This is a genomic window from Sorangium sp. So ce836 (assembly GCF_028553905.1).
In the GTDB taxonomy this organism is placed as follows: Bacteria; Myxococcota_A; Polyangia; order Polyangiales; family Polyangiaceae; genus Sorangium; species Sorangium cellulosum_D.
The window spans coordinates 10,702,344-10,714,949 of the sequence record NZ_CP102233.1 but is presented as its reverse complement, the minus strand read 5'-3'; the positions used below and the strand labels follow the sequence as shown (position 1 = coordinate 10,714,949).

Here is a 12,606-nt window from a genome sequence, read left to right as displayed (position 1 = left end):
TACCTCGCGCAGAAGAAGGGCCCCCTCGCCGTGCGCGCCAAGCTGATGCGGCTCGACCAGGACTACGTCGAGCGCCTCGAAGAGGCCGCCGAGGAGCTGACCCAGGCGGCGAAGACCGCGGCCGCGCGCCCCGCGGGCCAGAAGGTCACGAGCGGCGATCTCGACCGGGCCGACGGCATCAACCTGATCCTGCTCGAGCAGATCGTGCGGGTGTTCGAGCGCGCCAACGAGCAGGATCCGACCATCCCGCGGCTCGTGCCCATCGCGACGCGGCGGCTCTTCAGCCGGAGCACCAGGAAGAAGGCGACGGAGGCGTCCGGCGGAGGCGGCGGCGCGGCTGGCAGCGGCAGCGCTGGAAGCGGCAGCGCTGGAAGCGGCAGTGCCGGCGGAGCGCCGCCGGACGAGGATCCGCTCGAAGACGACGACGCGCCGGTCTGAGCCAAAAGCGCCCGATCGGATTCGAGCGTCGACCGAGGGCTCAGGGTGCAACCTGGGCCCTCTTCCTTTGTTCTGTCACGCCCTCGCCGGCGACTTTACGGGCGGACCATCGCCGGCGGCCAGCTCGCATCCATCTCCCGTGGATCTGCGTGGCCATCTATCGTGGACGAACTCCTGACCAGTATAAGTGGGTTTCTACCGCTCATTCGGCGGCCAGCGCGTGTCGGGGACGCGCTCCTCGGCCGAGCAATGTCCTACCGCTTTCGTGAGGACGCTTGCACCTGGAGAAGGGGCGGGCGAGCGTGCGCGGGCGAGAAAAATCGCGGGGTGGAGGTAATGAGTATGAGGGAGCGATCCAGACCGAGACGGCGGAGGACGATTCTCGCTGTGGCTGTCGCCACCCTGGCGTTTGGCGCTGTGGGGGCCGGGTGCTTGTGGGAGCGCGAGGATCACACGTTCGGGAGCTTCTGCGCGGCGGCGGAGGGCGGCGAGGAGCATTGCGTGGGCGAGAACCTGGGCCCGGGCGCCGCGTGGAGCCAGGCCGAGAGGGACGGCGCGCTGCCGATCGAGGTGTGGGCCACGTGGCCGAACAACAAGACGCTCGACGATATCGTCGCGAGCAGCTACTCGCTCGACGTCTGGTTCGGCCACATCGATGAGGCGATCGAGTACGTGCGGGACGACGCGAGGAACGCCGAGTCGCTGCGAGCGACGCTCGCGGGCAAGCTTGAGTCGCTGCTCGACGAGGCGACGGACCGCCAGAAAGCGCTGCTCGCGCAGGCGCCGGTCGATGCGGCCGGCAACTTCAAGGCGGCGATGGTCGACAAGGCGAGCGCCGAGGAGGATCAGCTCGCCGCCGCGCTCGCGGCGGACAAGCAGGCGATGTCGGTCGTGCGGACGATCTTCGACCAGGCCCGCAGCGACGCCGCGCCGCTGCGATCGAAGTACGCGGGCGTCGCGGCGCGCTTCGCCGCGTACCGCGCGAGCGAGGCGGCGGAGACGGCGGCGTACGCGGCGCTCTCGGAGCAGGCGTCGCGGTCGGACGTCGACGGCCTCGACGACGTGCAGCAGGCGGTGCTCGCGGCGGCGCGCGAGGCGAGCCGCGCGCCCGGCGAGCTCACCGCGGAGATCCTGAGATCGTCGGCGGCGCTTCGGGTCTTCGCGGCCGCCTTCGACGAGGCGATGGCGCCGCACCGGGAGTTCCTGGCGACGCACGGCGCGGTGCTGCCGGACATGACGTCGGGGGCGCTGCGGTCGCTGAACGCGATGCTGGGCTATGTCGAGCGGCGCGTGGCCCGCAGCGACGCGACAGCGACGGCGCTGCTCGGCGGGATCGCGCTGCGCCGGCAGGCGCTGCGCGTGATGCAGATGGACGAAGGGGCGCGCGAGGCGATCGCGCGCTCGCGGGCCCGCCGAGCCTCGGAGATGTTCGGCGAGGGGGCGCGCGCGCGGGTGGAGGCCCTGTCGGCTGCGCCGCCGGTGAGCGAGAAGCTGGGGCTGCCGCTCTTGGCCGAGCGGTGCGGGGAGCTCTTGGCGCTCGTGCAGCTGCGGCCGCTCTGCGAGGCGGCGGGGTCGTCGTGGCGCGACGCGGGGTGCGCCGTGCTTCGGGAGCGGTTCGACGCCGCGGAGGCCGAGCTCAGGACGGGGCTGCCGCGGAAGAGCGCGGCGGGCCTCGCGGCGCTGCGGGAGAAGGGGATGGCCGCGGCGGCGCGCGACGCGGCGCAGGCGAGGCTCGACGCGGGCGAGGTGAAGGGCGCCGCGATCGCGTATGACACCGCCGTGCGCGGCGCGGAGGGGACATGAGCCAGTCGAAGGATTTCACGCTGCGCGGGCGGCATGGTGCGGCGCTCCAGAAGCTCGTCGCGATGGTGACGGTGCTGGCGATGCTGGCGCCGTCGTTCGCGCGGGCCGGCACGCCGTACACCATCCTCTGGAGCAGCCAACAGGACGTCGACTCGTGCGCGAGCCCCGAACTGGAGAGGGAGGGCAGCGCCATCTTCGAGGTGAACCAGACGCCGCTGCCCACCTACGGGATCCCGGGCGCGGTGGAGATTCACGGCGACGGGTCCGCGAGCAACACGCTCGAGGCGGAGTTCGACTCGGTGCTGCTCCGCATGGGCAGGAACGACTTCCACTTCGGGGTCCACACCACGAACGGCGGCAACTGGTGTACCCACGTGCACGACGTGGTGCACCTCGTCTCGGAGCCGCTCGGGCTGAACAAGCCGCTCTTCGACATCCGCCGCGATGGGACCGGCTTCGAGGGCGACAGGAGCGTCGACCTGAGCCTGTCGGAGATCAACCCGGCGCTCGCGCGCGACATCGAGGTCCTGCTGGCCGAGCTCGCCAAGGCGCGCAAGGAGCTCGTGAGGAACGCATGGCGGGTGGATTCGCTGGCAGAGAAGATGGACCTGCTCCAGCAGCTCGACACCGAGCTGAAGGACCTGGTGAGCCGGCCGCTGGACGAGATCGCGCGGACCGACCTCGACGCGAGCCTGGACCGGTACAAGGATGTGGTCGACGCGGACACGCGCGCGGCGCTGGAGCAGCTCATCGACGACCTGAAGAAGAGCGTCAGCGACCTTGAGGACGAGCTCGCGCGGCTGATGGACGAGTTCGGCGCGCAGGCGGACGAGGTGGCGGACCTGGCGACGCAGGACGCGCGCGCCGAGGGGTGGAGCCCGGACGACCCGGGAGCGTACGCGCTCGGGGAGAGCGAGGTGCCGTGGGTCGAGGTGCCGGACATCGCGGAGGTGGACGGGGCGTTCGATGAGGGGAGGGACCCGTACGCGGCGTACGCGGACGCGGTGATCGCGGCGCTGGAGGCGGCCGTGAGCGGCGGGGTGGTGGTCGCGCGGGCCGACTTCGTGGCGAACGTGCGGGCGTGGCGGGACAACAGCACGGCGCTGGAGATCGCGCTGCGCGACCGGATGGGGGTGTCGCTGGCGGAGACGAACGCGTTCCTGAAGGCGCAGAACCGGATCACGGCGCACGTGCGGCGGTTCATGGATGCGTCGGACTGGTTCGAGGACTCGCCGGTGCCGGCGGACTTGCGGGCCCAGATGGACAGGTGCTCAAGCCGAGGTTCGACGCGCTCGCGGACCAGATGAAGGACAACCTCAACCTGTGGACGGGGGGCGGGCTCGACCTGGAGCAGACGGAGCTCTACCAGACGATCAGCGCGTTCGCGGGGGCGATGTCGACGGTCGGCGAAGGCGTCGAGGCGTATGCGGAGGTGATGCAGACGCTGGTGCACGCGACGACGCGCATCGGGGTGGGGTTCGTGCCCGTGGTCGGGCCGACGCTCGACCTGTGCGAGGCGGTGACGGGCAAGGAGTGGTGCCTGCCGGCCGGGCGAGAGCTCAGCGACGAGGCGCGGATCTTCTCGGGGCTGGGCTTCGGGTTCGGGGCGGTCGGGCCGATGTGGCGTGCGGTCAAGACGAGCAGCGGCCTGCGACCGGCCGCGATCCGGGTGGCCGGGGAGATCGCCGAGATCGAGGAGTTTTTCGCCAAGATCGTGAAAACGAACCGCGTCCGAGGGTACAAGAACCTCCGCGGGGCGGTCACCAAGCAGAAAAAATAGACTTCTTCGAGAAGAAGGCGGCCAAGTTCCTTGTGGACGATGGTCGATCGCTCGTCGGGGTCGGCGACGACGGGGTGCGCAGGGTGCTCGACATTCCGAGGGAGTCACGGACGGGTACCATCGAGGGGAAGGCGCCCGACTTCCTGTCGGTGTCCAGCGGTCACAAGCTCATCCTGAGCGAGGCGAAGGGCGGCGGAAAGATCGACGCCTTTGACGTGCGCGATCAGCTCTTGAATGCGATGAGGGCGCTGAAGGACAAGTGGGGGCTCGCTGGCGACGTGCAGCGGGTCGAGCTCATCATGGAGCAGGGGGCGAAGTTCGAGCCGAATAAGTTCATCGTCAAGGACGGCTACCTGTTCGATTCGGACGCTGGCAAGCTCCTTACCCTCGATGGCTTCAATATGCCCATCATGGTGATCCGGCTATGAGCTACTCAGGACCTCGATTCTTCGCCTGGTGCGACGAGTCCGAACGGGTCGATGCGTTCGCGGCAGCATTGTCTGCGCTGATCATTCCGGGGGATCTCATCAGCCTGGGTATGAGCGCGACCATAACGTGCAGAACACGCTCCGTCGAAGACGTCCTTGCCACGGTCCGCGCCCACTTCGGAGGACGGAATAGCGCTCACCTGTCATCCGGCGTGAGACTGCGCGAATCAGAGCGCGTCATGGTGTTCAGCCTGGCTTGCTACCCCGAAGACAGCGAAGATGACCATCCGTACGGCCCTCTCGAGGTCAAGGCGGGCGAACGCAAGAAGGATTTTTACCCCTACGAGCTCGCCGTGGGCAGAGGCCCCCGCTCCGTGGAGGCCGAGGCCGCAGCGGCCTACCACGTGGTCCAGGGCGACATCGAGGATCTCCTGCTCCGCCTCTGCGCGCCGGACGCGAGCGGGCGCGTGCCGACCGGCGCGTGCACGGGCGAGGAGGACTGGATCGCCCCGGTCGCGATGTCCGTGACCTACAATGCGAACGCCGCGGAGCTCGCGCGCGATCTCGCGCTTTCGTGGGTGAGCCTCCATCACAAGGAGAGCATCTCGCGCATCGCGGGCACGCCGCTTTCGGCGCTCCATGCGCGTGTGGACGCCGCGCCCCGTGGTGCGCGCGTGCCCATGAACAGCTCGAGCGAGCTCGCCGGCTCGCTCTCGCGCGAGACCGTGCTCAAGGCGCTCACGACGCCGCCAGCCACGCTGCTCGAAGCGATCGAGGCCGCGGCGGTGCCCGACGACACGTGGCGTGCGGCCGAGCCCAAGGTGCGCGAGCTCATGGAGCTACGCCACCAGCTCGACGACGAAGCCGCGGGGGAGGTCCCACCCGCATTCTGGGTGGACGTCACGACGCGCGAGCACACGCGCTTCCTGGAAGAGCACGCCCCGTTCCATGTCCGGCGGCTCCCGGGCGGCGGTGTGCTGCTGGCCACGCACCCGTACCGCACGCTCTGGCCGCTCTGGGCCGATGCGCTCTTCGTGCTCGGCCTGATGTCGTGACGTCAAGCCAAGCCACACGCTCGGGAGGCCGTGACGCTATGGGTCAAGATCAAGCCCGGGGAATGACGGCTGGATCCGGCCGGCAAGAGGGCCGCGATGGAGGCCGACCCTGTTCTGTGACGAAGGGAAGGGAAACCAATGGTCCGTCAGCAAGGTGTAAATGATGTAGCCGTTCCGCTCAGGTCGGAGGGCATCGCGTCGTGAGTCGCGCAAGCAGCTATCGTACGCTGAGGGAGGAGCCCCTTCGGTTGTATGCGGCGTGCGACGAGGAACACAGGGTCGACGCGCTTGCGGCTGCGCTGTCCGCTCTCGTCATGCCGGGGTGGTTCGTGAGGCTCTCGATCCATCCGCTCGCCGGCCCCGATAGGTCTTACGCCGCGCTTCCCGTCGAGAAGGCCGTGGAAGTGGCTCGCTCGGCATTCGGCACGGATGTGAGCATCGGAGCGAGCTTCTGGACCATGACGAGCTTCGGCCACGGCATCCCGCTCACCATCGGCTGCGCCGACGAGAAGCACGAGCGCCGGTCCCCGGACGGTCCTCTGAGCGCGTCGAGCGGCGATTATCACGATCTGCTCCCAAACAGCATCGACGTGGCTGTCGGCGCCCGCTCCGTCGAGGTCGAAGCCGCAGTGATGTCAGTACTGGTCCAGAAGGACATCATCGATTTCTCGGTCCGTGTCTGCTCGAGCGAACACGTGACGACCGGCGGGTGCTCAGACCTCACTGCCTGGGGTCCACCGATCGAGCTCGCCGCAACATACCACGCGGACTCCTTCGTCGCGCGCGATCTCGCCCTCTCATGGGTGCACGTCCACGAGGGCTACAAGGTGGCGCGCGCCGCAGGAAACGCGCTCGATGCGCTCCGAGCGCGTGTCGAGGCCGCGCCGCGCGGGACGCGGATCGCGGTCGCGGGCAACGTCGCGCGCGCGCGCAAGCACGCCGCGCTGGAGCATGTCGCAGAGCGGGAGAGGATAGGGTTGCTCGTGCGCGATGAACCCGATCCGCGCGCGCGCTGGAGGAGGTCCATCGAGCTCACAGAGAGGGAGGACGCGCTGCGCGCGCGCGGTGAGGTCCTGCCGCTCGGCACGCGCGTCGCGCTCGCGGGCGACGCCGAGCTGACGCGCGAGCAAGTCCTTGCAGCGCTCTCCACGCCGCCGGCCACGCTGCTTGAAGCGCTCGAAGCCTCCGCTGTGCCGGACGACGCGTGGCGCGCGCTCGAGCCGATCGCGCTCGAGACCATTCAGGCAGCGAAGGAGGGTGCGCCCACCGAGAACGTGATCGTGAATACGGGCGCACACACTCGATTCATCGAGCATCACGCCCCCTTCCACGTGCGCCGCCTGCCGAGGGGCGGCGTGGTGCTGGCCACGCACCCCTACCGCACGCTCTGGCCGCTCTGGGCCGACGCGCTCTTCGCGCTCGGCCTGATGTCCTGACGCAGGCTACACCATGAGGAGGATCGAGCGATGAGAGAAGGGCCGTTTTTCTTCGCCTGGTGTGACGAGGCACAGCGGGTCGATGCGTTCGGCGCAGCGCTGTCGGCCCTCATCAAGGAGCCCCAGTACGGCATCCGCGCGATCATGGACCGCGACACGGAATGCAACACGACCTCCGTGGACGAGGTGGTCGGCATGCTCCGCGCCCACTTCGGGCGCACCGACGCCGAAGCCTACTTCGTCGCGTCGCTGAGCTACGAACACTTCGTCCATTGCATCCTTCGCGGCTATACCGACAGAAGCGAACGTCTCAAGCCGATGGGCCCCATCCACATGCACGCCCGCGAAATCGAGGACTTTTCCCCCATGCACATGGACCTCGCCCTGGGGAAGGGTCCGCGCTCCGTGCAGGCCGAGGCCGTGCTCGCGTGGCACATGGCGCTGGAAGACATCGACGACGTCCTGCTTCGCCTCTGCGCGCCGGACGCGAGCGGGCGCGTCCCGACTGGCGGCTGCACGACGGCGCGGACCTGGCTCGCGCCGGTCGCCCTGTGCGCGACATACAACGCGGATGCCCGCGACATCGCGCGCGATCTCGCGCTGTCGTGGCTGTGCCTCCATGACAAGGAGAGGGTGTCGCGCATCGCGGGCCTGCCGCTGGAGGCGCTCCGCGCGCGTGTGGAAGCGGCGCCGCGTGGCGCGTGCGTCGCGTTGAGACATGTCCGTGGCCATTCGAGCTCGCTCTCCCGTGAAACCGTGCTCAAGGCGCTGGCGACGCCGCCCTCCGCCCTGCTCGAGGCGCTCGAAGCAGCGGCGGCGGCGCCCGATGGCGCGTGGCGCGCCGCAGAGCCGCGTGCGCGAGAGATCTACGAGCGGACGCTCCCGTTCAGGGGGCGCGACGGACAGGGCACGGAGACAGGCGACGGCTCGCCCCTCTCGCAGGTCGAGATCACTCTGGACCATTTCGAGTTCCTGGTCGATCACGCCCGGTTCTACGTCCGGCGCCTGCCAGGCGGCGGCGTGGTGCTGGCGACGCACCCGTACCGCACGCTCTGGCCGCTCTGGTCCGATGCGCTCTTCGCGCTCGGCCTGATGTCCTGACGCATCTCGTGCACGCGCATGCTTGTCCGGACTCCGCACCCGGGCCGCAGATACCCGACGGCGCCCCCCTCCCTGAGCGCGCGGAGCGCGCGATTAGGGAGGGGCGGACCGCGCGCACGCGCGAAGCGCCGAGCACGGGCCGGGGGTGGGCAGCCGCTCTATCGAAGCCGTCCGCCGCCCTTACCGATCCGTCCGCCGCCCTTGCCGATCCGTCCTCATCGAGGACCAACGCCGAGGGCTGGAACCCCGGACGACCCGCAGGCGTACGCGCTCGGGGAGAGCGAGGTGCCGCGGTCGAGGTGCCGGACATCGCGGAGGTGGACGGGGCGTTCGAGGGGAGGGATCCCTCATCCTCGACGACTCAATCATCCGCGGCCCGTCTCGCGCTGCTCCTGGCGCGCCGCCCTGGCGGCCGCCACCCTCCGCCGCCGCTCCGCCGCCCCGGAGGCGCGCCGATCGCCGCGGCGCCGCGCGCCGGCCGCCGGGCCCGCCGCGTGCTTGTGGCCGGCGCATGAGCTCCTGGAAGCGCGCCGCGCCGCTGCCCCATCACCTCCCCGTCCACGATTCGTATACCGACGATCCCGCGGCGCTCGCCGCCTTCATCGGCCCGCGCGAGCGCGCCCTCGAGGAGGGGATCTGGTCGCTCGGCGACGCCGATCTGCTCGCGATCGTGCTCGGCACCGGGCTGGTCGGCACGCCCGTCACGATCGTCTCCGCCGCGCTCCTCTCGCGCTTCTCCGGGCTGGAGGGGCTCTCGCGGCTCGGCCCGCACGCGCTCGCCGAGCACCCCGGCCTCGGCCTCGCGAAGGCGCTCCGGATCGCCGCGTCGCTCGAGCTCGGGCGGCGCGCGTTCGAGCGCGCGGTGCGCCCGCGGCCGCCGGTGCGAACGTCGGCCTCCATCGCGGCGTGGTGCGCGGCGCAGCTCGGCCCGCTCGACCACGAGCAGATGTGGGTGATCTCGCTCGACGGCCGCAACGGGATGAGGGGAGCGCGCCGGGTCGCGCAGGGCGGGCTCCACGGGTGCTCGGTCACGGCGAAGGACATCCTGCGCGCCGCGCTCTCGGACGCGGCCTCGGCGCTCGTGCTGGTGCACAACCACCCGAGCGGCGACTCCGCGCCGTCCCCCGAGGACGTGGCCATGACCGACGCGGTCGCCGCGGCCGGCGAGGTGATCGGGGTGCCGCTCGTCGACCACGTCATCCTCGCGCCGGACGGCCACTACTCGTCGCTGCACGATCTCGGGATGATCAAGCCCGGCGACGCGGCGGCGGAGGGCGAAGCCGGCGCGCGCCCCGCGCAGGCAGGGGCGGCCGGCGCTGGTCCCGGCCGCGCGGGCCACGGCCAGCGCTAACGCCGCGCGCGTCGACGGCGGTGAGCCGTCTTGCGACCCTGCCGTGACTCCAGGGGGCCGGTCGGCTCACGAGGCGGCGCTCGGCGTTCGGTCATGTCCAGCGGAGCCCTACGATCATGGTGATGCGCGCCCGAGCTCTCGCCCCCCCTCGAAGGCTCGGCGTGGTCGCCTACGCGAGCGACGAGGCGCTCGTGGAGGGGCTCCGCGCGAGGCACCCCGCCGCCCTCGCCGCCTTTCACGATCGCTTCTCCGGGCACGTGCTCCGCGTCCTCGGCCGGCTGCTCGGCGGCAGCCGCGATCTGTCCGACGCTCACCACGACGCCTTCGTCCGCGCGCTGTCCTCGCTCGACACCCTGCGCGATCCGGCCGCGCTGAAGGCGTGGATGACGTCGGTCGCGGTGTTCACGGCGCGGACCTGCATCCAGCGGCGCGCGCGCCGGAGATGGCTCCTCTTCTTCGCCCCCGACGAGCTCCCGCCCCTCGTGGCGCGCCCGTACGAAGGCGACGCGCACGAGGCGCTGCGCGCGACCTATCGAGCGCTGGACCGGCTCCCGGCCGACGAGCGCATCGCGTTCGCGCTGCGGCGCATCGACGGGATGGAGCTCCAGGAGGTCGCCGACGCGTGCGGCGTCTCGCTCGCGACCATCAAGCGGAGGCTGGCCCGCGCGGAGGCCAACTTCCTCGAGGCGGCGCGGGACCAACCCGCGCTCGAGGAGTGGCTGAAATGAGGCTCGTCAAGGGCGACCGCCCCTCGCTCGACCGTCTCCGTGAGCTCGGCCGCGCCCAGGATGAGGAGCTCGCGGCGCAAGATCTCGAGGGCGCGCGCGAGCGATTCCTGGAGCGCGCGGCCGGCGGAGCCGCGCGTCCAGGGGCTGCCCGCCTCGGACCCGCGCGCCCTCGGTGGATCGCGCCCGCGGCCTTCGTCGCGCTGGCAGGCGCTTGTGCGGTCCTGCTCCTCGTCCTGCTCCCATCGTCGAGATCGCTCTCGTTCGCGGTCGGGTCGGCGCAAGGGCAGGTCGGGACGTGGATCGCCGCCGCGGATGCTCCTCTGCCGATCCGCTTCTCGGACGGCACGTCGCTCGCGCTGGACGCGAACGCCCGGGCGCGCGTGGTGGCCGCCGACGCTCGCGGGGCGCGGGTGCTGCTGGAAGCCGGCCGGCTCACGGCGACGGTGACCCACACCGCGACGAGCACCTGGAATTTCAATGTCGGCCCGTTCGACGTGCTGGTGACCGGCACGCGCTTCGAGCTGAGCTGGTCCCCGGTGGACGAGGAGCTCACGCTGGTGCTGCGGGAAGGATCGGTCGCCGTGTCGGGGCCGCTCGTGGGGGGGCGGCGCGCCGTCGCCGCGGGAGAGACGCTCGAGGTCTTCTGCAAAGAGCAGCGCTTCGAGCTCACGCGCGGGGAACCGCGCGCCGAGGGCCCGCCTCCGCCGTCGTCCACGCCCATCGCCCCGGCCGCGCCCATCGCTCCGGCGGCCTCCGGGCCGGCCCCGGCGGCGACCGGCGACACGGTCGCGAAGACCGCGGGCGCATCCACGCGCCGGCCGAGCTGGCGCGACCTCGTGGACGCCAACAGGTACGACGAGGCCATGACGGCGGCCGAGGCCGAGGGCTTCGACCGGCTCGTCGCCCGCGCGAGCGCGGCGGATCTGCTGATGCTCGCCGACGCCGCGCGCTTCTCGGGGAAGCCGGAGCGCGCGGCGGCGGCGCTCACCGCGGCGCGGAGCCGGTTCGCGGGCTCGGGCGAGGCGGCGAAGGCGGCCTTCCATCTCGGCCGGATGGCGTTCGACCAGCGGCGATCCTACGCCGAGGCCGAGCGCTGGTTCGGCGTGTACCTCGGAGAGCAGCCGGGCGGATCCTTGGCGCAGGAAGCGCTCGGGAGGCTCATCGAATGCAGAGCGCTGATGGGCTCGGCCAGCGGGGCCCGGGAGGCCGCGCGGCGCTACCTGGAGCGCTATCCGGCGGGGCCCCACGCCGATCACGCGAAGAGTCTCCTCGAGGAGGAGTGAGTGCGATCGCGAAGGACGGCGCGCGCGGCGCGCGGCGGAGCCTGGGCGATCGGGCTCTGCCTCCTCGGCGCATCCGGGGCGCGCGCGGCGCCGCCGGAGCCGCCTCCACGCCCGAAGGTCGTCTTGATCGCCGATCGCCGGACGGACCCGATCATGGCCCGCGTCTACGCCGAGCTCGCCACGCTCGGGTTCACGGTCGTGGTCGTGCGGGGCGACGCGGATCCGCCCTCGCGCGGGCCCGTCGAGGCGAGCGCGCGAGAGGACGGCGCGGCGGCGGTGATCCGGGTGAGGGAGGTGCCGGGCGGCGTCGATGTCTCGATCGACCATGGCGCGACGGGCGAGTCGGTCCAGCGCACCGTGATGGACGACGATCCCCCCACGGTCGCGATCCGCGCGGTGGAGCTCCTGCGCGCGAGCCTCCTGGAGGTGCGCTCGCCCGAGCCGTCGCGGGGCGAGGTCGGCGCCGAGCCGAAGGCCAGGACCGCCGTCGACGCGCAGCGACCGCCGCCGGCCAAGCCGGTACCCGTCGCCGCCGCGCGCCCGCGCGCCGACGGCGCCTCCCGCGCGCCGCCCGCTCCGCCGTCCAGGCCAGGCGAGACCCGGAGCGTGCCGGCGACGTTCGGCGTCGGGGCGGCGCCCGCCCTGCTGTGGAGCGCAGGCGGCGTGCCCGCCTCCCCGATGCTGGATGTGTCGGGGTACGCGATGATCGGGTCTCGACTGGGGCTCTCCGCCTTCGCCCAGATCCCGCTCGGCAGCGTGAGCCGAGAGGGCAAAGAGGGCACGCGGCACGTGCGGGTGGCGCTCGCCGCCCTGGGGGTGCGCGTCCCGCTCGGCCCCAGCGACGCCGCGTGGCTGCCCTCGGTCGGCGCGGGGCTCGCCGCCGCCTGGCTGCATGTCGAGGGCGAAGGCCGCTCGCCCGAGTACGCCGGCGCGTCGGACGACGCGTACGCGCTCGCGCCGTACCTGCGCGCGGGGCTCTCGTTCGCGCCGGTTCCGTACCTGCGCATCAGCGAGCACTTCCTCGCCGGGATCGCAACGCCGCGCATCGTGATCGACGCCGCTGGCCGCGCGGCCGACACGTGGGGTCGCCCGTTCCTGGGCGCATCCCTCGGGGTGGAGGTCGCGCTGCCGTGAGCCGAAGAGGGCGGCTGTCGTGACCTCACTACAGAACGTCTGGACGCCGGGCGCTCGGGCGCGTGGCGT

At 71.7% G+C, this 12,606-nt stretch carries 9 protein-coding genes and 1 pseudogene; all 10 read left to right on the top strand.

Annotation, left to right across the window (positions count from 1 at the left end; all coding sequences use genetic code 11):
• Window positions 1–30: 30 nt before the first annotated feature.
• Complete coding sequence (locus NQZ70_RS39115; RefSeq protein WP_237244442.1) at window positions 31–438, top strand: hypothetical protein; 408 nt, start codon at window positions 31–33, stop codon at window positions 436–438.
• A 387-nt stretch (window positions 439–825) separates the two neighbouring features.
• Entirely contained in the window at window positions 826–2,241 is a 1,416-nt protein-coding gene (locus tag NQZ70_RS39110; protein ID WP_237244441.1) for a hypothetical protein, read from the top strand.
• Window positions 2,238–4,449: pseudogene (locus tag NQZ70_RS53565) on the top strand (hypothetical protein). The gene NQZ70_RS39110 and the pseudogene NQZ70_RS53565 overlap by 4 nt, the downstream one beginning before the upstream one ends.
• Before the next feature lie 239 nt (window positions 4,450–4,688).
• Window positions 4,689–5,504, top strand: a complete 816-nt coding sequence (locus NQZ70_RS39090; protein WP_129578776.1) for a hypothetical protein — start codon at window positions 4,689–4,691, stop codon at window positions 5,502–5,504.
• Window positions 5,505–5,818: 314 nt separating this feature from the next.
• The gene (locus tag NQZ70_RS39085) at window positions 5,819–6,940 is read left to right on the top strand and encodes a hypothetical protein (RefSeq protein WP_129581833.1); all 1,122 of its coding nucleotides are present in this window, start codon (window positions 5,819–5,821) and stop codon (window positions 6,938–6,940) included.
• A gap of 30 nt (window positions 6,941–6,970) precedes the next feature.
• Window positions 6,971–8,041 carry a hypothetical protein gene (locus NQZ70_RS39080; RefSeq protein WP_129578775.1) on the top strand — a complete coding sequence of 357 codons (1,071 nt, stop codon included), beginning with the start codon at window positions 6,971–6,973 and terminating at the stop codon, window positions 8,039–8,041.
• Between the two features lie 511 nt (window positions 8,042–8,552).
• On the top strand, window positions 8,553–9,392 hold the full coding sequence (locus NQZ70_RS39075; RefSeq protein ID WP_129578774.1) for a RadC family protein: 840 nt from the start codon (window positions 8,553–8,555) through the stop codon (window positions 9,390–9,392).
• Window positions 9,393–9,514: 122 nt separating this feature from the next.
• Window positions 9,515–10,120, top strand: coding sequence for an RNA polymerase sigma factor (locus tag NQZ70_RS39070; protein WP_237244436.1), 606 nt, complete (start codon window positions 9,515–9,517; stop codon window positions 10,118–10,120).
• The gene (locus NQZ70_RS39065) at window positions 10,117–11,403 is read left to right on the top strand and encodes a FecR domain-containing protein (RefSeq protein ID WP_129578772.1); all 1,287 of its coding nucleotides are present in this window, start codon (window positions 10,117–10,119) and stop codon (window positions 11,401–11,403) included. Before NQZ70_RS39070 ends, NQZ70_RS39065 begins: the two co-directional genes overlap by 4 nt.
• A complete protein-coding gene (locus NQZ70_RS39060; RefSeq protein WP_129578771.1) occupies window positions 11,404–12,537 on the top strand; it encodes a hypothetical protein in 1,134 nt (377 codons plus the stop codon).
• The last annotated feature ends 69 nt before the right edge of the window (window positions 12,538–12,606 follow it).